General features: G+C 70.4%; 18 protein-coding genes. 7 read left to right on the top strand and 11 right to left on the bottom strand.

The features are described from left to right. A complete protein-coding gene (locus tag ABWV20_RS07990) occupies positions 1-720 on the bottom strand; it encodes a 2'-5' RNA ligase family protein (protein ID WP_353354381.1) in 720 nt (239 codons plus the stop codon). A 198-nt stretch (positions 721-918) separates the two neighbouring features. Next, positions 919-2,343, bottom strand: coding sequence for a type I glutamate--ammonia ligase (gene glnA / locus ABWV20_RS07985; RefSeq protein WP_353354379.1), 1,425 nt, complete (start codon positions 2,341-2,343; stop codon positions 919-921). Between the two features lie 247 nt (positions 2,344-2,590). On the opposite strand from glnA, the gene ABWV20_RS07980 reads away from it, so the two are divergent. After that, positions 2,591-3,073: an RDD family protein gene (locus ABWV20_RS07980; RefSeq protein ID WP_353354377.1), complete on the top strand. Its 483-nt coding sequence runs from the start codon at positions 2,591-2,593 to the stop codon at positions 3,071-3,073. Between the two features lie 68 nt (positions 3,074-3,141). On the opposite strand, the gene ABWV20_RS07975 is transcribed toward ABWV20_RS07980, so the two are convergent. The 5 genes from ABWV20_RS07975 to lipB all read right to left on the bottom strand — a co-directional run bounded on the left by ABWV20_RS07975 (position 3,142) and on the right by lipB (position 7,848). Then, the gene (locus ABWV20_RS07975; RefSeq protein WP_353354376.1) at positions 3,142-3,873 is read right to left on the bottom strand and encodes a DUF4191 domain-containing protein; all 732 of its coding nucleotides are present in this window, start codon (positions 3,871-3,873) and stop codon (positions 3,142-3,144) included. Between the two features lie 5 nt (positions 3,874-3,878). Then, a complete protein-coding gene (lipA, locus tag ABWV20_RS07970) occupies positions 3,879-4,904 on the bottom strand; it encodes a lipoyl synthase (RefSeq protein ID WP_353354375.1) in 1,026 nt (341 codons plus the stop codon). A gap of 141 nt (positions 4,905-5,045) precedes the next feature. Continuing rightward, complete coding sequence (locus tag ABWV20_RS07965) at positions 5,046-6,146, bottom strand: hypothetical protein (protein ID WP_353354373.1); 1,101 nt, start codon at positions 6,144-6,146, stop codon at positions 5,046-5,048. Further along, on the bottom strand, positions 6,143-7,108 hold the full coding sequence (locus ABWV20_RS07960; RefSeq protein ID WP_353354372.1) for an ABC transporter ATP-binding protein: 966 nt from the start codon (positions 7,106-7,108) through the stop codon (positions 6,143-6,145). The genes ABWV20_RS07965 and ABWV20_RS07960 overlap by 4 nt, the downstream gene beginning before the upstream one ends. Before the next feature lie 80 nt (positions 7,109-7,188). Then, positions 7,189-7,848, bottom strand: a complete 660-nt coding sequence (lipB, locus tag ABWV20_RS07955; protein WP_353354370.1) for a lipoyl(octanoyl) transferase LipB — start codon at positions 7,846-7,848, stop codon at positions 7,189-7,191. Between the two features lie 59 nt (positions 7,849-7,907). Here lipB and ABWV20_RS07950 point away from each other — a divergent pair, with 59 nt between their 5' ends. The 3 genes from ABWV20_RS07950 to ABWV20_RS07940 all read left to right on the top strand — a co-directional run bounded on the left by ABWV20_RS07950 (position 7,908) and on the right by ABWV20_RS07940 (position 10,524). Next, a complete protein-coding gene (locus tag ABWV20_RS07950) occupies positions 7,908-8,513 on the top strand; it encodes a Gfo/Idh/MocA family protein (RefSeq protein ID WP_353354369.1) in 606 nt (201 codons plus the stop codon). Further along, complete coding sequence (locus ABWV20_RS07945; RefSeq protein ID WP_353354417.1) at positions 8,404-8,976, top strand: Gfo/Idh/MocA family protein; 573 nt, start codon at positions 8,404-8,406, stop codon at positions 8,974-8,976. Before ABWV20_RS07950 ends, ABWV20_RS07945 begins: the two co-directional genes overlap by 110 nt. 75 nt (positions 8,977-9,051) lie before the next feature. Next, positions 9,052-10,524: a serine/threonine-protein kinase gene (locus ABWV20_RS07940; protein WP_353354367.1), complete on the top strand. Its 1,473-nt coding sequence runs from the start codon at positions 9,052-9,054 to the stop codon at positions 10,522-10,524. Here the strand turns inward: ABWV20_RS07940 and ABWV20_RS07935 are convergent. The 3 genes from ABWV20_RS07935 to lpdA are packed head-to-tail and all read right to left on the bottom strand — an operon-like array spanning position 10,502 to position 14,672. Beyond that, positions 10,502-11,407, bottom strand: coding sequence for a TIGR01777 family oxidoreductase (locus ABWV20_RS07935; protein ID WP_353354365.1), 906 nt, complete (start codon positions 11,405-11,407; stop codon positions 10,502-10,504). The two genes, ABWV20_RS07940 and ABWV20_RS07935, sit on opposite strands and share 23 nt — an antisense overlap. A gap of 9 nt (positions 11,408-11,416) precedes the next feature. Further along, positions 11,417-13,261, bottom strand: coding sequence for a 2-oxoglutarate dehydrogenase, E2 component, dihydrolipoamide succinyltransferase (gene sucB / locus ABWV20_RS07930; RefSeq protein WP_353354364.1), 1,845 nt, complete (start codon positions 13,259-13,261; stop codon positions 11,417-11,419). Between the two features lie 31 nt (positions 13,262-13,292). Then, positions 13,293-14,672, bottom strand: a complete 1,380-nt coding sequence (gene lpdA / locus ABWV20_RS07925) for a dihydrolipoyl dehydrogenase (protein ID WP_353354363.1) — start codon at positions 14,670-14,672, stop codon at positions 13,293-13,295. Between the two features lie 165 nt (positions 14,673-14,837). Here lpdA and ABWV20_RS07920 point away from each other — a divergent pair, with 165 nt between their 5' ends. Both ABWV20_RS07920 and ABWV20_RS07915 read left to right on the top strand, forming a co-directional pair. After that, a complete protein-coding gene (locus tag ABWV20_RS07920; protein WP_353354362.1) occupies positions 14,838-15,185 on the top strand; it encodes a hypothetical protein in 348 nt (115 codons plus the stop codon). Between the two features lie 113 nt (positions 15,186-15,298). Next, positions 15,299-15,487: a DUF5302 domain-containing protein gene (locus ABWV20_RS07915; protein ID WP_353354360.1), complete on the top strand. Its 189-nt coding sequence runs from the start codon at positions 15,299-15,301 to the stop codon at positions 15,485-15,487. 99 nt (positions 15,488-15,586) lie between these two features. Here the strand turns inward: ABWV20_RS07915 and ABWV20_RS07910 are convergent, their stop codons facing one another. Then, positions 15,587-17,062 carry a leucyl aminopeptidase gene (locus ABWV20_RS07910; RefSeq protein ID WP_353354359.1) on the bottom strand — a complete coding sequence of 492 codons (1,476 nt, stop codon included), beginning with the start codon at positions 17,060-17,062 and terminating at the stop codon, positions 15,587-15,589. A 120-nt stretch (positions 17,063-17,182) separates the two neighbouring features. Here ABWV20_RS07910 and gcvT point away from each other — a divergent pair, with 120 nt between their 5' ends. Then, complete coding sequence (gcvT, locus tag ABWV20_RS07905; protein ID WP_353354358.1) at positions 17,183-18,301, top strand: glycine cleavage system aminomethyltransferase GcvT; 1,119 nt, start codon at positions 17,183-17,185, stop codon at positions 18,299-18,301. Positions 18,302-18,384: the final 83 nt, after the last annotated feature.

Here is an 18,384-nt window from a genome sequence, read left to right as displayed (position 1 = left end):
TCAGCGGCCGAAGGGAACGGTGAACCAGCTCTCGGGGCGCATCAACCGATCGCCCGCACCGCCCGGTCCGCCCCCGGCCACGTACCGCGACCGGACGAGCTCCACCTCGCCGACGGTGAAGTCCATCGGCTCGAGGGTCCGCCGGGCGCTGACCCAGTCGACGAGGCCGGCCGGGTCCGCAAGGTCGGCGGCGAAGTGGATCAGGGTCGCGTACCAGATGGTCCGCCGCCCGATGCCCTGGTCCTCGAACCACGCCAGGTCGCCGAGCTCATCGCGCAACCGGTCCATGAACCGCCAGGCCGCAGCGTCCCCGGGCTCGACCTGCGCCATCACCCCGACCCGGCTCATCGTCAGTCCCGTCACGGTGAACTCCAAGGGTGCGGTCGCCGCACAGGCCCGCTCGATGGCCGCCCGCCACAGTGGCACGACGTCGTCGGCCGGGCAGGCGGCGTCGCGATACGGCTCCAGGGCCCGGACGGTCAGGTGCACGGAGTCCTCCCGACCCGTCACGAAGTGCCCCGCCCCGGCCGTGGTGATCCCGTCCCGCATCAGCTCCTCGAGGGCGTCTCTGACCGCGCTCGGTGGGCGCGCCACCACGGTGACGGGCCAGCGCCCGCCGTCGACCGGAGGCACGTCCTGCTGGTGGGTTCGGTTCAGCACGTGAGGAACTGCTGCGTCGAAGAGCTGGTCGAACACGGGGTTGCGGAGGGAGCTCGGCACGTGGGGAGCGTACAAGGGCAGCGGGCCCAGCGGCATACGGCCCGCTGTCTGCCCGGCTCGCCCGATGACGTCGCGAGGGGGCCGGTGCGTGCGCACGGGCCCCCGCGACGAACGCGGACGAGCCGCCCGCCCTGCCGGGTGCTGCTGGCAGGAGGGGCGGCTCGTATGCTCGACGACTGATCCTCGACGACGGACGTGTCAGAGGTCGTAGTACATCTCGAACTCGTGCGGGTGCGGCCGGAAGCGGATCGGGTCGATCTCGTTCTTGCGCTTGTACTCGATCCACGCCTGGATGAGGTCCTCGGTGAACACATCGCCCTCGAGGAGGTACTCGTGGTCGGCTTCGAGGGCCTTCAGCACCTCGGGCAGCGAGCCCGGGACCTGCTCGATCGCCGCGTGCTCCTCCGGGGGCAGCTCGTAGAGGTCCTTGTCGATCGGCTCCGGCGGCTCGATGCGGTTCTTGATCCCGTCGAGACCGGCCATCAGCTGGGCGGCGAAGCACAGGTACGGGTTGGCCGACGGGTCCGGCACGCGGAACTCGATGCGCTTGGCCTTGGGCGACGTGCCCGTGACGGGGATGCGGACGCACGCCGAGCGGTTCCGCGCCGAGTAGACCAGGTTGACCGGGGCCTCGTAGCCCGGGACCAGCCGGTGGTAGCTGTTGACCGTCGGGTTGGTGAACGCGAGCAGCGAGGGAGCGTGCTTGAGCAGGCCACCGATGTACCAGCGGGCGAGGTCGGACAGGCCGCCGTAGCCACGCTCGTCGTAGAAGAGGGGCTCGCCGTCCTTCCAGAGCGACTGGTGCGTGTGCATCCCGGAGCCGTTGTCGCCGAAGATCGGCTTCGGCATGAAGGTCGCGGTGTGACCCTGCCGCCAGGCGGAGTTCTTGATGACGTACTTGAACTTCATCAGGTCGTCGCCCGAGTGCAGCAGGGTGTTGAACCGGTAGTTGATCTCCATCTGGCCAGCCGTGCCCACCTCGTGGTGGCTACGCTCGACGTTGAGACCGACCTCCTTGAGCTCGAGGCACATCTGGTCGCGCAGGTCGGCGAAGTGGTCGACGGGGGAGACGGGGAAGTAGCCGCCCTTGAACCGCGTCTTGTAGCCGCGGTTGCCGCCCTCCTCCTCACGTCCGCTGTTCCAGGCGGCTTCGATCGAGTCGAGGTAGTAGTAGCCGGCGTTCGCCTTCGTCTCGAAGCGCACGTCGTCGAAGACGTAGAACTCCGCCTCGGCGCCGAAGTAGGCGGTGTCCGCGATGCCGGTGGACTTGAGGTACTCCTCGGCCTTGACGGCGATGTTGCGTGGGTCGCGGCTGTAGCGCTCGTCGGTGAAGGGGTCGAGGATCGAGAAGTTCATGACCAGCGTCTTCTCGGTGCGGTACGGGTCGATGAAGGCCGTGGCCGGGTCCGGCACGAGCTTCATGTCGGACTCGTGGATCGCCTGGAAGCCGCGGATCGACGACCCGTCGAACATCTGGCCAACGGTGAAGAAGTCCTCATCGACCGACTCAGCCGGCACATTGAAGTGCTGCATGACACCGGGCAGATCGCAGAACCGAATGTCGACGAACTTGACGTCCTCGTCCTTGATGTACGCGAGGACCTCGTCAGCTGAGCTGAACATCCAACCTCCTGATGTGGGGCGAGGTCGCCACGCGCTCACTCTGCGACTCGAAGAGTCGAGGCACAGTGATGATCGAGCGACGGCCCCGTGCTGTCAGGAAGGACAGTAACGGTCCCCGATTTCTCGTCCATGACCTCGATGTTTCCCCCGTGTTAACGCACTCATGGGCGCAAGCCCCCCGTGCGCCCCCACCTGCCCGGCCGTATGCCGCCGGGCCGGCTTCCGCGCCGATCGTTACGCTGGTGCCGTGGTTGACCGCAAGGACGTTGGTTCCTGGCTCGAGGGCCCCAGCTCGAGGACGCCGGACACGGGGGAGTGGCCCGGTCAGCGGCTGGGCCTCGCGCAGGAAGGGCCGGGGTCGATCGCGCGGTTCGGCCGACGCCTCGGTGGGATCGTCATCGACTGGGTCATCGCGCTGGTCATCGCCCGGGGACTCTTCCTGGTTCCGCTGCCGTTCTCGGACCAGCCGGCCACCGGTGCGCAGAACTTCATCGTCCTGGGCATCTTCGCGGTGATGAACGTCGTGCTCGTCGGGACTCTCGGCACGACGATCGGCCACCGCGTCATGGGTCTGCAGGTCCGCAGCGTGGCCGGTGGCCGCGCCACCCTGGTCCAGGCGCTGGTCAGGACCCTCCTGCTCTGCCTCGCCATTCCGGCGGTGATCTGGGACCGGGATGGCCGCGGCCTGCACGACAAGGTGCCCAACACGGTCATCGTCCGCTCCCGCTGACCCTGTGACATCGAGAGAGCAGCTCGCGACACCCGATGTCGCGAACTGCTCTCTCGATGTGCAGTGGTCTACTTGCCGCGGAGGGCCTTGCGGTCCATCCGGGCGCGGGTGGGGTCGATGCCCTTCGGCAGTGGGGCCTTCATCCCGCCGAGGGCCTTGAGTCGCTTGTTGACCACGGCCATCTCGTCCTTGGTGATCTGGGGCTTGAGCCGCTGCACCCTGTTGGCCAGCTTGCTGAGGGGGACCTCGCCGTCACCTGCGCCGACGCGCATCAGGATGACGGGCACGCCGGGTGCCACGCGCTCGACCCGCTTCTTCTCGGCGACGAGCAGCTTCTGCACTCGACCGGTCGGTCCCTCCCCGACCAGCACGACACCGGCCCGCCCGAGGGCGCGGTAGACGACGGCGGCCGACGTGAAGTCACCGGGGCGGGCGACATCCGCGGCGACGGGCTCGCGATCGGTGTACCAACCTCGGCGGATCGAGGTCAGCGCCGCGCCCGCAGCGCCGGTCTGGCCCTCGATCTGTCGGTAGGCGGCGGACTCGGCCCGGCGGCTCATGACGATGGTGGCAACGAGGATGCCGGTCATCACGCCGAAGATCGCGAAGATCCAGCCCAGGTCGAGCAGCAGCCCGATGACGAAGATGACGCCGAACGTCACGAGGAAGGCGAGCAGCATGTACCACCCGACGAGGGAGTCCTGCCGCTTCGTGATCCGGTAGACGTCGAGGATCTGGGACAGGCGTCCCTTCTTCTTCACCTTGGGCGCCTGTGCGTCGCCGTCCTTGTTGCGTGCCATGCGGATCAGGATACGGCGCCGGCGGCCCGGGCCACCAATGACGCCGCCTCCTGGCGCGCGGGGGACTCGGCGGCCTCGGCGAGGTGGGCGAGGTGCTCCGGGATGGGACGGCCCCACTTGCGCATCGCGGTCGCCCAGAGCCGCCCGGCGCGGTAGGACGAGCGGACCAGCGGTCCGGCCATGACGCCCTTGAAGCCCATGCCCTCCGCGACGTCGGACCAGTGGACGAACTCCTCCGGCTTGACCCAACGGTCGATGGGGTGGTGGAGCTTCGACGGTCGGAGGTACTGCGTGATAGTCAGGATGTCGCACCCGGCCTCGTGGAGGTCACCGATCGCGGACTCGATCTCGGTGTCCGTCTCGCCCATGCCGAGGATGAGGTTCGACTTCGTCACGAGCCCCGCCTCGCGGGCCATGGTGAGCACCGTGAGCGACTTCTCGTAGGTGAAGGCCGGGCGGATCCGTTTGAAGATCCGCGGAACCGTCTCGAGGTTGTGCGCGAAGACCTCGGGCCGGGCGTCGAAGACCTGGCCGACCAGCTCCGGCTTCGCCCCGAAGTCAGGTGGGAGGATCTCGACGCCGGTGTTGGGGTTGAGCTGGTGGATCTGACGGATCGTCTCGGCGTACAGCGATGCGGCGCCGTCTGGCTGGTCGTCCCGAGCCACTCCGGTCACGGTCGAGTAGCGCAGTCCCATCTGGCGCACCGACTCGGCCACGCGGCGCGGCTCGTCGAGGTCGAGCGCCTGCGGCCGGCCGGTGGCGATGTCGCAGAAGTCGCATCGTCGGGTGCAGGTGTCGCCACCGATGAGGAAGGTCGCCTCGCGGTCCTCCCAGCACTCGAAGATGTTGGGACAGCCGGCCTCCTGGCACACCGTGTGCAGGCCCTCGCCCTTGACCATGGAGTGCAGCGCAGTGAACTCGGGACCCATCTTCGCCGTGGTGCGGATCCACGACGGCTTGCGCTCGATGGGGGTCTCGGCGTTGCGCGCCTCGACGCGCAGCATGCGGCGACCGTCAGGTGTGACCGTCACGGCGGCTCCTTCACTGGGGGCACGGGGTCCGGGGTGGCCGGGGGCTCACAGCAGCCTACGCCCGGCCCTCCTCACCGCAGAAACTCGTCCGGAGCCAGCCGAGCGGCATACGGCATGGGGTGCCCGCGCCGGCGGCGGGGGTCAGGTGACGTCGCGCCGTCGGAAGACGAGCACCGCGCCTGCCGTCACCGTTGCCACCAGGACGAGCAGGTACACCCAGCCGTGGGTGTAGCTGACCACCTGGCTCCGGTAGCCGCAGGAGAGCTCGCCGGCGACCGTCGTGCAGGACTCGGCCATGTACTCGTGGCCCTTGTTGACGAAGGCGTCGACGTTGGGCGTGAGGGCCCACGGGGTGAGTCGGCCCCCGAGGAAGGCGTTGACCGCCATGAACTCGATCGCCACGAGGTAGCCGAGCAGGAGCGCCACGAGGCCCGCCGTGTGCCGCACGAGGATGCCGAGCGCTGCCCCGAGGAGCCCCGCCGCGACGACCACGGCGACGACACGCAGGACGAGCTCGGGGACGGAGTCGTCGAGCGGCGGGGGAGCGGGCAGCTCGAGGTCGGACCCGGGGCGGTTGACTGTCGCCACCATGCGGGCGCCGAAGACGAGCAGGACCAGCCCGACGGCGGCCAGCAGCGCACTGCCGATGCCGGCGGCGCAGAGCTTGCTCAGGGCCACGCGCACGCGCTGGGGTTTGAAGGTCAGCCAGTTGCCGAGGGACCCGGTCGAGAACTCGGCGGCGACGAAGCTGCCCATGAGCAGCAGCACCAGGAAGCCGTAGACGGACGCCGCGTACGGCGCGAGGCCGGCCGTGATGGTGTCGGCGAGGGGGAGCGAGATGCCCATCTCCTCCATCGTCGGCATCTGGACCTGACCAATGCTCTCGCACCCGAAGTCGATGGAGTCGTCGCCCATCCGCTCCCGCTCGGCGGCCTCTGCCTCGCGACACTCGGCGGTCAGCTGCGGGAGGTTGGACTCGATCTCCTTCCGCTGCTGCTCCATGTCGGCGCGCATGACCTGGTACTCGTCGAGCCGCTGGGCGAGGGTCTCCGGGTTGCTCGCGTTGTAGGCGTTGTAGACCATGAGCCCGGTGACGGCGACGACTCCGACGAGCACGGCCTTGGTGAGGCGGCGCCACCAGAGTCGGCGCAGCTCGACGGCGACGAGACCGGGGAACGAGGTGCCCTTGGGCAACACCTCGGACTTGGCCTGCGAGTCGGTGGTGATCAGCGTGGGGCTCATGCCGCACCTCCCGTGACGAGTCCGCCGGCGTCCCGGTCGGCATCCGAGCCGAGGCCCTCGTCGGCCGTCAGCGACAGGAAGGCGGACTCGAGGTCCGGCCGGATCGGTGTCAGCTCGTTGACATAGAGCGCGTGGCCGGCGAGCAGGCGAGTGATCTCGGCAGGGTCCTCGGCCCCCGAGACGAGAAGGTGCTCGCCGTCCCGGTTGACCCGGAGTCCGCCCGTGGCCAGGACCTCCTCGGCCTGTGCCGGGGACGAGACCCCGACCCGCACCTGCGGGGCGCCACTCCCGCCGAGGATGTCCGCGACGGCGCCCTCGGCGAGGGTACGGCCGTGGCCGATGATCGTCACGGTGTCGGCCACCTGCTCGACCTCCGCGAGGATGTGCGAGCTGACGAGAACGGTTCTGCCGCGCGCCCCCAGGCTGCGCATGGTGTCGCGCACCTCGCGGATGCCCGCGGGGTCGAGGCCGTTGGTGGGCTCGTCGAAGATGAGCAGCTCAGGATCCTTCAGGAGGGTCGCTGCGATCGCCAGACGCTGCTTCATGCCGAGCGAGTAGCCGGCGTAGCGATCACGCCCGCGGTCGCCCAGGTGCGTGACCTCGAGGACCTCGTCGATCCGGTGGCGAGGGGTGCCGATCGCGTCGGCGAGGAGGCGGAGGTTCTGGCGGCCGGTGAAGGCGGGGAAGAACTTGGGCGACTCCACGATGGCGCCGACCCGGTCGATGACCTCGGGCAGCTCCTGGGGCACGGTCCGGCCGAAGATCTGGGCGATGCCGGAGTCCGGGCGGATCAGCCCGAGAAGCATCCGGATCGTGGTGGTCTTGCCCGACCCGTTGGGGCCGAGGAAGCCGTGCACCCCTCCGGCTGGCACGGTCATCGTCAGGCCCTGGACCGCGACGCGCCGACCTCCCCTGCCGAGATAGCTCTTGCGCAGGCCGACTGTCTGGACGGCGACGTCCATGAAACCCCCTGATCACGTTGGGCGCCCACGCGGTGTCGTCCGCAGGGTCAGCTCACCCTAGTGGTCGCGGGCGTCGGTGGTCAGGTCAGGACTCGCCGGTTCGGCTGGAGGGCCGGGAGGATGTCGCCGAGGTGCTTCTCGACGTGCGGCAGGACCTCGCGGACGGGCACGTCGCGGCCCAGCTCGAAGGACAGCGAGGTCACGCCGGCACCGACGATGCCGCACGGGATGATGACCTCGCCCCAGGACAGGTCGGGGTTGCAGTTGAAGGCGAAGCCGTGCATGGCCACCTGCCTGCTGACGCGGATCCCGATGGCCCCGATCTTGCGGCGGGGGCCGCGGCTGTCGGCCGCGATCCACGTGCCGCTCTCGCCGTCGACGCGACCGGCCTCGACGCCGAAGTCGGCGCAGACCCGGATCATCATCTCCTCGAGGGCCCGGACGTAGCCGACGACGTCGATGGGCGCGGGCAGGCGCACGATCGGGTAGCCGGTGATCTGCCCCGGCCCGTGCCAGGTGATCTTGCCGCCGCGGTCGACGTCGACGACGGGTGTGCCGTCCCGGGGGCGCTCGTGCGGCTCGGTCCGCTTGCCGGCCGTGTACACCGGCGCGTGCTCGAGGAGGTAGACCGTGTCGGGCTCCTCACCGGAGACCACCTTGGCGTGCGTCTGTCGCTGGATCTCCCACGCCTGTTCGTAGTCGACGACGTCGGGAGCAAGGCCGAGGTGGACGAAACGCATGCGGTCAGGGTACGCCGGGTCGCCCGACCGCGCCCGAGCCGTCCGCCTAAGGTGGCCGTATGCCGCTGAGCTCGCTTCCCCAGGACCGCTCCCTCCGCGTCGGGCTGGCCGGCTACGGGGTGGCGGGGAGGCAGTTCCACCGGCCGGCGCTGCTGGGTGCCGGGATGGAGGTCGTCGCGGTGGCGACGGCGAACGAGGAGCGGGTCGCGCAGGCCCGGTCCGACCTGCCGGGCGCGGCGGTCGTGCCCGATCTCGAGGCTCTCGTGGACGTCGCAGGTCTGGACCTCGTCGTCCTGGCCACACCGACGGGACGGCATGCCGAGCAGGCGGAGCGTGTCATCGAGGCCGGAGTGGCCCTGGTCCTCGACAAACCGCTGGCCCGGAGCGCGTCGGAGGCGCAGCACGTCGTCGACCTCGCTGCCCACCACGGCGTGCCGCTGACGGTCTTCCAGAACCGCCGCTACGACCCGGAGCTCGCCGCTCTCGCGGCGGTGCGGGACGAGGGTCTGGTGGGGGAGATCCGGCGAGCCGAGTACCGCTGGGACCGCTGGCGGCCTGAGCCGAAGCAGCGCTGGCGCGAGACCCAGACCGCGGAGGAAAGGGGCCGGGCTGCTGCTCGACCTCGGCAGCCATCTGATCGACCAGGCGGTCATCCTCCACGGTGAGGTCGAGTCGGTCTACGCCGAGCTCTTCGCCCACACCGTGGTCGCCGAGGACGACTTCTTCCTCGCCTGCCAGCACTCCTCGGGGGTGATCAGCCACGTCATGGCCACCTCGGTCAACGGGGCCCCGGGTCCACGCGCGCGGGTGATGGGATCGACCGGTGCCTACGTCATCGGGCGCCAGTTCGACGAGGTCAGCGCCTTCTCCGAGTTCGAGTCGAGCGGCGACACCGTGGGGTGGGTCGTGAGGGGGGAGACCCGTGAGCCGGGCCCCGCCGTGCCCCCGAGCGACCAGTCGCGGTTCTACCGTGCCGTCGCGGCTGCGCTCGTCGCCGATGATCCCCAGGCGGCGATGCCGGTCGACCCGCGTGACGCGGTGCACGTCCTCGCCGTCATCGACGCTGCTCGAACGAGTCACCGGGCGCGCCGCGTCGTCGGGGTGTTGACCCCGGGCGAGGCTCCCTGACGCGGTGGTCAGGGCCGCCCGGGCGCCTGTGGATGACGAGCGCGCCAAGGACGCCGCCCCTGTGACGATGGGTCGGTGAGCACCGTCGACTCGAGTCCTCCGGACGTCCCCGGCTACCTGCTCCACACGGTGCTCGGTGAGGGTGGCTCGAGTGTCGTCTGGTCCGCTGTCGACGCGGCGGGCGTTCCTGTCGCCGTGAAGGTCCCGCGGCCGGGGTGTGACGTGGACGGAGATCCGGCGGCTGCCGAGCGCCAGGTGCTGGCGGCCGTCCGGCATCCTCACCTCGTGGCGCTGCGCGACGTCGTCGGGCTGCCTGACGCGCGCACTGCCCTCGTCTTCGACCGCGTGACGGGGGCATCCTTGCGCTCCATGGTCCGGGCCCGCGGCCAGCTGCGTCCCGGCGAGACGGTGACGATCCTGACGCCGATCTGTCAGGCGGTCGCCGCCCTCCATGCCGCGGGAGCGCTGCACGCCGACATCTCGCCGGGAAACATCATGCTGACAGCAGACGGTCGTCCCCTGCTCCTCGACCTGGGTGCGGCGCGTCTCATGGGCCAGACCGAGGCGGCATGGGGCACCTCGGGATTCATCGCGCCCGAGCTCCGCGACGGGGCTGGTCCCACGAGCGCCAGCGACGTCTTCTCCCTCGGCGCCGTCGCGTGGTTCTGCCTGACCGGCAACGGCGCGCCCGACACCGCACAGCGACTGGACCCCGACACGGTGCGAAGCCATGTCGGCCCCGAGCTCGCCGACGTCATCTCGGCATCGATCGACCCGGATCCAGGGGCCCGGCCTGACGCGGCGCGACTCGCCCGGCTGGTCTACGAGGCCGTCCAGCCGGAGTCCATCGAGGTCGTCATGGGCGACGATGATGCGTCGGCCCTCACCCACCGACTGCGCGCCGAGGCGGCCCTCGAGCCCCCCGCGGCGCCCAGGGGTCGACGCCGACGGATTCGCCGGAGCGCCGTGGTCGCGGGCCTGGTGGCCGGGGTGCTCCTCGGTGGTGGCTGTTGGTTCCTCGTCAGCCGGCCGCTCGCTCCCGCCGGAGCCACACCGGGGCGCGGCGAAGGAACGACGGCACGGCCCGGGGGAGCGGTGGTCCAGCAGATGTCCCCGACCAGGTCCGGGACTGTGCCTGCTCAAGACGACCCCGCTGCCCCCCAGCACAGGACCATGGAGCTTCTGCAGTGGTTGTCGGACCAGCGCGCCCGTGCTCTGGTCGACCGAGCCACAGATCGCCTCAGCGCCGTGCACCGGAGCGGCTCCGCCTCGCACGCGTCCGATGTCCGCCTCATCGAGGCCCTCGAGGCTGGCGGCCATCGCTACGCCGACCTGCGCCTGTCCGTTGCCGAGGCATCCTGGGTCAGCGGCGATGCGGAGCACGCGACCGTGCGGGCCCGGGTCGACTGGTCGGCCTACACCGTTGTCGACCGCACCGGTGCTCGCCGCGGGCACCCGGCTGCCTCCGGTGAGCTGCTCGACTTCGAGCTCCGGTGGGACGGCTCCGCGTGGCGGATCGAGCACATCAGCGACGCAGGGTCCAGCTGACCGCCGAGTCCAGATCCGGGTGCTCGAACTCGAAACCCGTCTCGACCAGCCGTTTCGGATGCACGCGCTGACTGGCGAGGATGCTGTCGGCGAACTCGCCGACGACGGCTCGGAGCGCCACCCGTGGCGCCGGCACGAGGGCCGGTCTGCGGAGGGCGCGACCGAAGGCCTGCGCGATCTCGCGCTGGCGAGCCTCGCCGGGTGCGGCGAGGTTGAACGGTCCGCTCAGGTCGGCGTGGTCGATCAGGTGTGTGACCGCCCGGACCGTGTCGGCGAGGGTGATCCACGGCCACCACTCCCGTCCACTGCCCAGGGGTCCGCCCAGGCCGAGCCGAGCGAGGAGGAGGAGGCGCTCGAAGGCGCCACCGTCGCGAGCCATGACGAGCCCGGTGCGGATCATCGCCACGGGTGCCCGACTCTGGGCCGCCCGGGTGGCCTCCTCCCACTGGACGACGACCGAGGCGAGGAAGTCGCGCCCCGCGCCACTGTGCTCGGTCAGCACCTCGTCACCGCGATCGCCGTAGTAGCCGACGGCCGAGGCGTTGATGAGCCGGACCGCCCGGCCGGAGCGGTCGTGCTCGGCGGCGACGGCGAGCGCGATGGTCGTCGTCGCCTCGAGCCGTGAGGAGAGGATCACGCGCTTGTAGTCCTCGTCCCAGCGTCGGTCCCCCACCCCCGCCCCGGCGAGGTTGACCACCGTGTCGACCCCGGCGAGCGCCGACGAGCCGATCCGTCCACGGGCGGGGTCCCAGTCCACCTCGTCGGCTGCGACCGGGCGGCGCCGGACGAGCCGCACGACGTCGTCGCCGCGCGCGACGAGATGACGACGAAGCGCGCCACCGATCAAGCCGGAGGATCCGGTGATGGCGACGCGCTTCGTCATGGCTGTTGGTCAGGCCTCGAAGTGGCCCTCTTCGAGCCGGGCCTTCATCGTGCCGAGGAAGCGAGCCGCGTCGGCACCATCGACGATCCGGTGGTCGTAGGACAGGGCGAGGAACATCATCGACCGAATGGCGATGGTCTCTCCGCCGTCCGCATCGGTGACGACGACGGGCCGCTTGACGATGGCCCCGGTGCCGAGGATGGCGACCTGCGGCTGGTTGATGATCGGGGTGTCGAAGAGCGCACCGCGACTGCCGGTGTTGGTGATGGTGAAGGTGCCACCCGCGAGGTCGTCAGGGGTGATCTTGTTGTTGCGGGTCCGGTCGGCGACGTCGGCGATGGCCCTGGCGAGCCCGGCGATGTTGAGGTCGCCGGCGTTCTTGATCACCGGGACGATCAGACCCTTGTCGGTGTCCACGGCGATGGAGAGGTTCTCGGTGCCATGGTAGACGACCTCGTCGCCCTCGATGCTCGCGTTGACCATCGGGTGCGCCTTGAGCGCCTCGGTCGCGGCGAGAGCGAGGAAGGGCAGGAAGCTCAGCTTGGTGCCCTCGCGCGCCTCGAAGTCCTTCTTCGCCCGCTCGCGAATGCGCGCGACCTTCGTCAGGTCGACCTCGACGACGGTGGTCAGCTGGGCCGAGACCTGGAGGGACTCGACCATCCGGGTCGCGATGAGCTTGCGCAGTCGCGACATCTTCTCGCGGGTGCCGCGCTTCGGGCTGACGGACGGTGCCTGAGGCGCTGCGGCCGCAGCGGCCGGCGCCGGCGCTGCTTCTGTGGCCGGCGCAGCCGGCTCGGGGGCGGCAGGTTCCTGGGCCGCCTGGGCTGCATCGAGGACGTCCTGCTTGCGGATGCGGCCGCCCACGCCCGTGCCCCTGAGGGTCGACAGGTCGATGCCGTGCTGAGCCGCGAGCTTGCGGACCAACGGGGTGACGTAGGCGGCGGCGTCGGACGCCTCGGCCGCGGGCTGGGACGACGCGGGTGCCGCAGCAGGTTGAGCCGGGGCGGCGGGTGCCTCGGGCTGCGCGGGGGCTCGAGGCGGCTCAGGCGCTGCCGCTGCCTCCGGCTGTGTCGGCGCCTGCGCCTGCGCCGGTGCCTGCTCCGCTGCCTGCTCGGGTGCTTCCGGTGCGGACGCGGCCTCCGGCTGGGCGGGGGCCTCGGGCTTGGCGGGGGCCTCGGGCTGCGCTGGGGCCGGTGCCGGCTCCTGCGTGGGTGCCGATCCGCCGATGACGGCCAGGTCACCACCGACGGGGACGGTCTCGTCCTCGCCCACGAGGATCTTGGTCAGGGTGCCGGCGACCGGAGAGGGAATCTCGGTGTCGACCTTGTCGGTGGAGACCTCGAGGAGTGGCTCGTCGACGGCGACCTCGTCACCTTCGGCCTTGAGCCACCGGGTGACGGTGCCCTCCGTGACGGACTCGCCCAGAGCGGGCATCGTCACCGTCTGGCCCTCGCCCCCACCCGCGGGGGAGGCTGCGGCCTGCGGCTGCTGGGCCGCCTCGGCCTCCGGCTCGCTGGTTGCCGGCTGCGGTTCCTGCTCGGTGCTCGGCGCCTCGGGCGCCGGGGCCGGCGCGGCCTGCTGCTCGGCGGGCGGGGCCTGCTGTTCGGCGGGCGCCTCGCCGTCACCGATCACCGCGAGGTCCGCGCCGACCGGGACGGTGTCGTCCTCCTGAGCCAGGATCTCCTGGAGTGTGCCTGCGACGGGGGAGGGGATCTCGGTGTCGACCTTGTCGGTCGAGACCTCGAGCAGGGGCTCGTCCACCTCGACGCGATCGCCGACGCTCTTCAGCCAGCGGGTGACGGTCCCTTCGGTGACGGACTCACCCAGGGCCGGCATGGTCACGCGTTCTGACATGACGTGTTCTCTCCTCTTCCCAGTTACTGGCTCAAGCGTGCGCGTGCAAAGGCTTCCCGGCGAGGGCCAGGTGCGCCTCACCGACGGCCTCGTTCTGCGTCGGGTGGGCGTGGACGAGGGCTGCGACGTCCTCGGGGTGGGCCTCCCAGTTGACGATCAGCTGCGCCTCGCCGACCTGCTCGCCCACCCGGGCACCGATCATGTGAACACCCACCACGGGTCCATCCTTGCGCCGAACCAGCTTGATGAACCCCTGAGTGCCCAAGATCTGGGACTTCCCGTTGCCCCCGAGGTTGTACTCGTAGGTCTCCACGTCCTCGAAGGCGTCCCGGGCCTGGGCCTCGGTCAGTCCGACGGACGCGACCTCGGGATCGCAGTACGTCACCCGCGGGATGCCGGACTCGTTGATGACGCTGGGGGAGAGCCCGGCGATCTCCTCGGCGACAAAGATTCCCTGGGCGAAGCCGCGGTGGGCCAGCTGGAGCCCCGGCACGATGTCACCCACGGCGTAGAAGCCGCGAACGGTCGTGCGCAGCCGCTCGTCCGTGGGGACGAATCCCCGCTCGAGGGTGACTCCGGCAGCCTCGTAACCCAAGCCCTCGGTGACTGGCCCACGGCCGACGGCCACCAGCAGCAGGTCGGCGTCGATCGTGTCTCCGGACTCGAGCGTGACGGTGACCACGTCGCCCACCTGGGTCGCACCAGCGAAGCGGGCGCCGGTCTTGAAGGCGATCTTTCGCTTTCGGAACGACCGCTCCAGCTGCTTGCTGATGGCCTCGTCCTCCGCGGGGACGAGGTGGGGCAGCGCCTCGACGATCGTCACCTCGGCGCCGAAGCTCTTGAACACGGACGCGAACTCGACGCCGATGACCCCGCCTCCGAGCACCACGACCCTGGCCGGGACCTGGTCGATGGCCAAGGCCTGGTCGGATGTCATGATCCGGCCGCCGATCTCGAGACCGGGCAGGCTCTTGGCGTAGCTGCCCGTGGCGAGCACGACGTTCTTGCCAGTCAGACGCCGGTCGCCCACGACGACAGTCCTCGCGTCGGCGAGGGATCCCGTGCCCTCGACGTAGTCGATCTGGGCTGACTTGACGAGGCCCTGGAGGCCCTTGAAGAGCCGGGCGACGACGCCGTCCTTGTAGGAGTGGACGGCTGACATGTCGACGGACTCGAAGGTCGTCTTGACCCCGAAGCGCGATCCTTCCCGAGCCACGTCGGCGACCTCGGCAGCATGGAGCAGCGCCTTGGTTGGGATACACCCTCGGTGGAGGCACGTGCCGCCGAGCTTGCCCTTCTCGACGAGTGCGACCTTGAGGCCCAGTTGTGCCGACCGGAGGGCACAGGCGTAGCCGCCGGACCCCCCACCGAGGATGACGACGTCGTAGTCGTCTGCGGCTTCAGCCGACATGTGCTGGTGCTCCTTCACGGGTCGATGACGGGGTGGGTCATACGGGCGCGTCACGGGTTGGGCGACGCAAGAAGCATCTTGTCATTGATCGAGAGCGACGTCACAGGGAGGTCACGCGGGGCCGGTCCCACCGGCCCCGGCGCGCGCGCGTCGTATTGTGCGGGCATGGCCTGGTTCTCCCGTCGCCGTCGCTCCAAGGACACCCCCGTGCTGGGGCGCTCCGACGGCCCGCTGATGGACATCGACCGCAAGGCGGTCGAGGAGCATCTGCGCGGTTTCGTCGAGACACGGCGTGGCGTCGAGGCCTACGTCGAACCGGCCACCAGCGTGACGCCCACGACGGTCGTGCTCATCGCGTGGGACGGTGAGTGGACACGGCGGGCCGTGGGCCAGCGCAAGGACGCCTTCGAGGTGGCCCAGCGTCTCGGCGTGCCGGTGTACGACGTCAACCACACCGGATACCCGAACCGCATGCGGGAGTGGAACAGCCGCAAGCGGCGAGGCGACGCCTGAGGCCTGACGCGTGAGCTCGCTGACCGGGTTGAGAGCCGAAAGGATTGGCACGTATGCCGGTGGGCTGAGAGTGTGGGACCGTCAGGTCCGCGTCGCTCAAGGAGGTACCACCCATGTCCAAGCAGGAGGGTTCGGAGCACGGACCGAGCGAGGAGATGAAGGCCAAGTTCCGCGAGGCACTAGCCAAGAAGCACGCCCACGGCGGCAAGGACGTCTCCGACGACCAGGATCGATCCAAGGTCCACGGGGCCCATGGTCCGGCGAAGGCCCAGCAGATGTTCCGGCGGAAGGCCGGCAGCTGAGTCACGTTGAGTCAGTGCGCTGAGTCGAGTGCGCACTTCCTGCCGTTTCCGGACAGCGCGCCGCGAGCGCGCCGGGGCAGGAAGTGCGCACTCGACTCGTCAGGCGTAGCTCTCGACGAGCGAGACCAAGGTGCGCACGCCGAAGCCCGTCCCGCCCTTGGGCAGGTAGCCGCTCGGTGTCTTGTCGTTGAAGGAGGGCCCGGCGATGTCGATGTGACTCCACGGGATGCCTTCGCCCACGAACTCGCCGAGGAAGATGCCCGCCGTGAGCATGCCTCCCTCGACCCCGCCCTTGTGAGCGAGATCGGCGTTGATCGAGTCGAGGCCCGGGCGCAGGTCCTTCGGCAGCGGCATGGGCCACATCGCCTCCCCGGCCGCTGAGGCCGCGTCGAGCACCCGGGTCCGGAAGCCGTCGTCGTTGCCCATGACCGCGGCCGTGTCGGCGAGGGCGACCACCTGGGCGCCGGTCAGTGTCGCGACGTCGACGATGGCGTCCGGCGCGGACTCGCTCGCCAGTGCGATGCAGTCGCCGAGCACCATGCGCCCCTCGGCGTCGGTGTTGAGGATCTCGACCGTCTTTCCCCCGCGCATCGTCACGACGTCGCTCGGGCGCTGGGCGGTGGAGCTGGGCATGTTCTCGGCCAGGCCGAGATAGCCGGTCACGGCAACGGGAAGGCCGAGCTCGGCGATGGCGAGGACCGCGGAGGCGACGGCGGCCGCGCCGGCCATGTCGCTCTTCATCGTCACCATGCTCGCGGCCGGCTTGATGCAGAGCCCGCCCGAGTCGAAGGTGATGCCCTTGCCCACCAGTGCGATCGAGGCCTTGGGCCGGGCCGGTGCGTAGGTCAGGACGGCGATCCGGGGATCGTTCGCGGAGCCCTGACCGACGCCGACGGTGCCGCCGAAGCCTCCGGCGCGAAGCTGCTTCATGTCGTAGCTCTTCAGCTTGACCTTGCTTCCCTTGGTGCGTTCTGCCAGGGAGTCGACGAACGTGGCGGGGTAGAGCAGGTTCGGCGGCAGGTTGACCAGGTCCCGGGTGTAGGCGACGGCCTGCGCGAGGACCGCCGCCCGCTTCACGGCCCTGCGCGCGGCCGCGTCAGCGGGCCCCACGATCGCGATGGCCGAGACTCCGTCAGTGGCGGGGGCGCCGGCCTTCGCCACGGTGTACGCGCCGAGCGCCGCTCCCTCCGCCGTCGCGGCGACGAGCGCCGCTGACGAGCCCGGGACGACGGCCACGACCTTCTTCTTCTTGCTCAGGGTCCGGATGGCGGCTCCGAAGCCGCGCCGGATGCCCTCGAGCGCCTCGGTGTCAGGGCGCGTCGAGAGCTCCCCGATCCCCGCGAGGACGACCACCCGGGCCGCCACTCCGGGGACTGCCGCCACGGCGGTCACCTCACCCACCTTGGCGGTGAGATCGAGGTCCGCGGCCACTGCCTTGAGGTGGGTCACGGTCTTCCGTGAAAGGCCGTGGCCGGGGGCGAGACTCGCGCCGTCCCCGCCCGAGACCAGGCCGATGACGAGTGCGTCGCCGCCGGCCTCAGCAGCGGCGCGGGTGGAGAGGGTGAGGTTCGCCACGAGGGACTCCTTGTCGAGGTGCGTGGGCGGGCGCCCAGGAAGGGACCGGCACGGGTAGCGCCATTGGTCCGCGCATGTGGCGACGATGATAGGCGCCGCCGGCCGCGCTAGGTTGACCGTATGACGACAACGACGTCGGGGACGACCTCCCCGTTGACCTCCCCCCTGCACGACCGTCACGTCGCACTCGGCGCGAAGATGGCCGACTTCGGCGGCTGGGACATGCCGATCGAGTATCCGGGTGGGGGCGTCGTGGCGGAGCACACCGCCGTCCGCGAACGCGTCGGCGCATTCGACGTCAGTCACCTGGGCAAGGCCTCCGTCAAGGGTCCGGGAGCGGCCGACTTCGTCAACTCCTGCTTCACCAACGACGTCCGACGGATCTCCCCGGGACAAGCGCAGTACACGCTCTGCTGCGACGAGTCGGGTGGCGTGGTCGACGACCTGATCGTCTACCTCAAGTCCGACGATGACGTCTTCCTCATCCCCAACGCCGCCAACACGGCCGAGGTGGTGCGCCGTCTGCAGGCGGCCGCTCCGGCCGGGATCGAGGTGACCAACCTCCACCAGGCCTACGGCGTCATCGCCGTCCAGGGAACCCGCAGCGACGAGGTGCTCGGCGCGCTGGGGCTGCCCACCGGCCACGACTACATGTCGTTCGTTGAAGCCGACTGGCACGGTCGGCCGGTCATCGTGTGCCGCACGGGCTACACCGGGGAGCGCGGCTACGAGCTCGTGCCGCTCTGGGACGATGCGACCGCGCTGTGGGACGCCATCGTCGACGCCATGGTGCCGTTCGAGGGCAAGCCGTGCGGGCTCGGCGCCCGCGACACCCTGCGTACCGAGATGGGGTACCCACTGCACGGGCAGGACCTGTCCCTCGACATCACGCCGGTCCAGGCCAGGGCGGGCTGGGCCGTGGGCTGGAAGAAGGAGTCCTTCTGGGGGAAGGAAGCACTGGTTGCCGAGAAGGCGAACCCGCCCCGTGTCAGCCGCGGGCTGCTCGTGACGGGGCGCGGCATCCCGCGGCCGCACTGTGCCGTCTCCAGGGACGGGTCGCCGGTCGGGGAGGTCACGTCCGGCACGTTCTCGCCGACGCTCAAGCAGGGCATCGCCCTCGCGCTGCTCCACCCGGATGTCACGGAGGGCGACGTCGTCGACATCGACGTCCGCGGTCGGGCTGTGCAGGCGCGCGTCGTCAAGCCGCCGTTCGTCGAGGTCCAGGTCCGCGAGTCCTGACGCGGCCGCCCGGGTGGTCGACCCTCCGGGTGGGTACGGGGCGGGCGGGACCCACAGCCCGCCCCGCCGACGCACAGGAGACA

It is taken from the genome of Intrasporangium sp. DVR (assembly GCF_040365325.1).
GTDB lineage: Bacteria > Actinomycetota > Actinomycetes > Actinomycetales > Dermatophilaceae > Intrasporangium.
Note: the sequence above shows the minus strand (reverse complement) of the source record. Positions and strands in the feature narration are given on the sequence as shown.

Bases quoted from the DNA above. Each gene is read 5' to 3' on its own strand.
- glnA (WP_353354379.1), bottom strand. From the start codon at position 2,343: ATGTTCAGCTCAGCTGACGAGGTCCTCGCGTACATCAAGGACGAGGAC.
- ABWV20_RS07975 (WP_353354376.1), bottom strand. From the start codon at position 3,873: ATGGCACGCAACAAGGACGGCGACGCACAGGCGCCCAAGGTGAAGAAG.
- ABWV20_RS07965 (WP_353354373.1), bottom strand. From the start codon at position 6,146: ATGAGCCCCACGCTGATCACCACCGACTCGCAGGCCAAGTCCGAGGTG.
- ABWV20_RS07960 (WP_353354372.1), bottom strand. From the start codon at position 7,108: ATGGACGTCGCCGTCCAGACAGTCGGCCTGCGCAAGAGCTATCTCGGC.
- lipB (WP_353354370.1), bottom strand. From the start codon at position 7,848: ATGCGTTTCGTCCACCTCGGCCTTGCTCCCGACGTCGTCGACTACGAA.
- ABWV20_RS07950 (WP_353354369.1), top strand. From the start codon at position 7,908: ATGCCGCTGAGCTCGCTTCCCCAGGACCGCTCCCTCCGCGTCGGGCTG.
- ABWV20_RS07935 (WP_353354365.1), bottom strand. From the start codon at position 11,407: ATGACGAAGCGCGTCGCCATCACCGGATCCTCCGGCTTGATCGGTGGC.
- sucB (WP_353354364.1), bottom strand. From the start codon at position 13,261: ATGTCAGAACGCGTGACCATGCCGGCCCTGGGTGAGTCCGTCACCGAA.
- lpdA (WP_353354363.1), bottom strand. From the start codon at position 14,672: ATGTCGGCTGAAGCCGCAGACGACTACGACGTCGTCATCCTCGGTGGG.
- ABWV20_RS07920 (WP_353354362.1), top strand. From the start codon at position 14,838: ATGGCCTGGTTCTCCCGTCGCCGTCGCTCCAAGGACACCCCCGTGCTG.
- ABWV20_RS07915 (WP_353354360.1), top strand. From the start codon at position 15,299: ATGTCCAAGCAGGAGGGTTCGGAGCACGGACCGAGCGAGGAGATGAAG.
- gcvT (WP_353354358.1), top strand. From the start codon at position 17,183: ATGACGACAACGACGTCGGGGACGACCTCCCCGTTGACCTCCCCCCTG.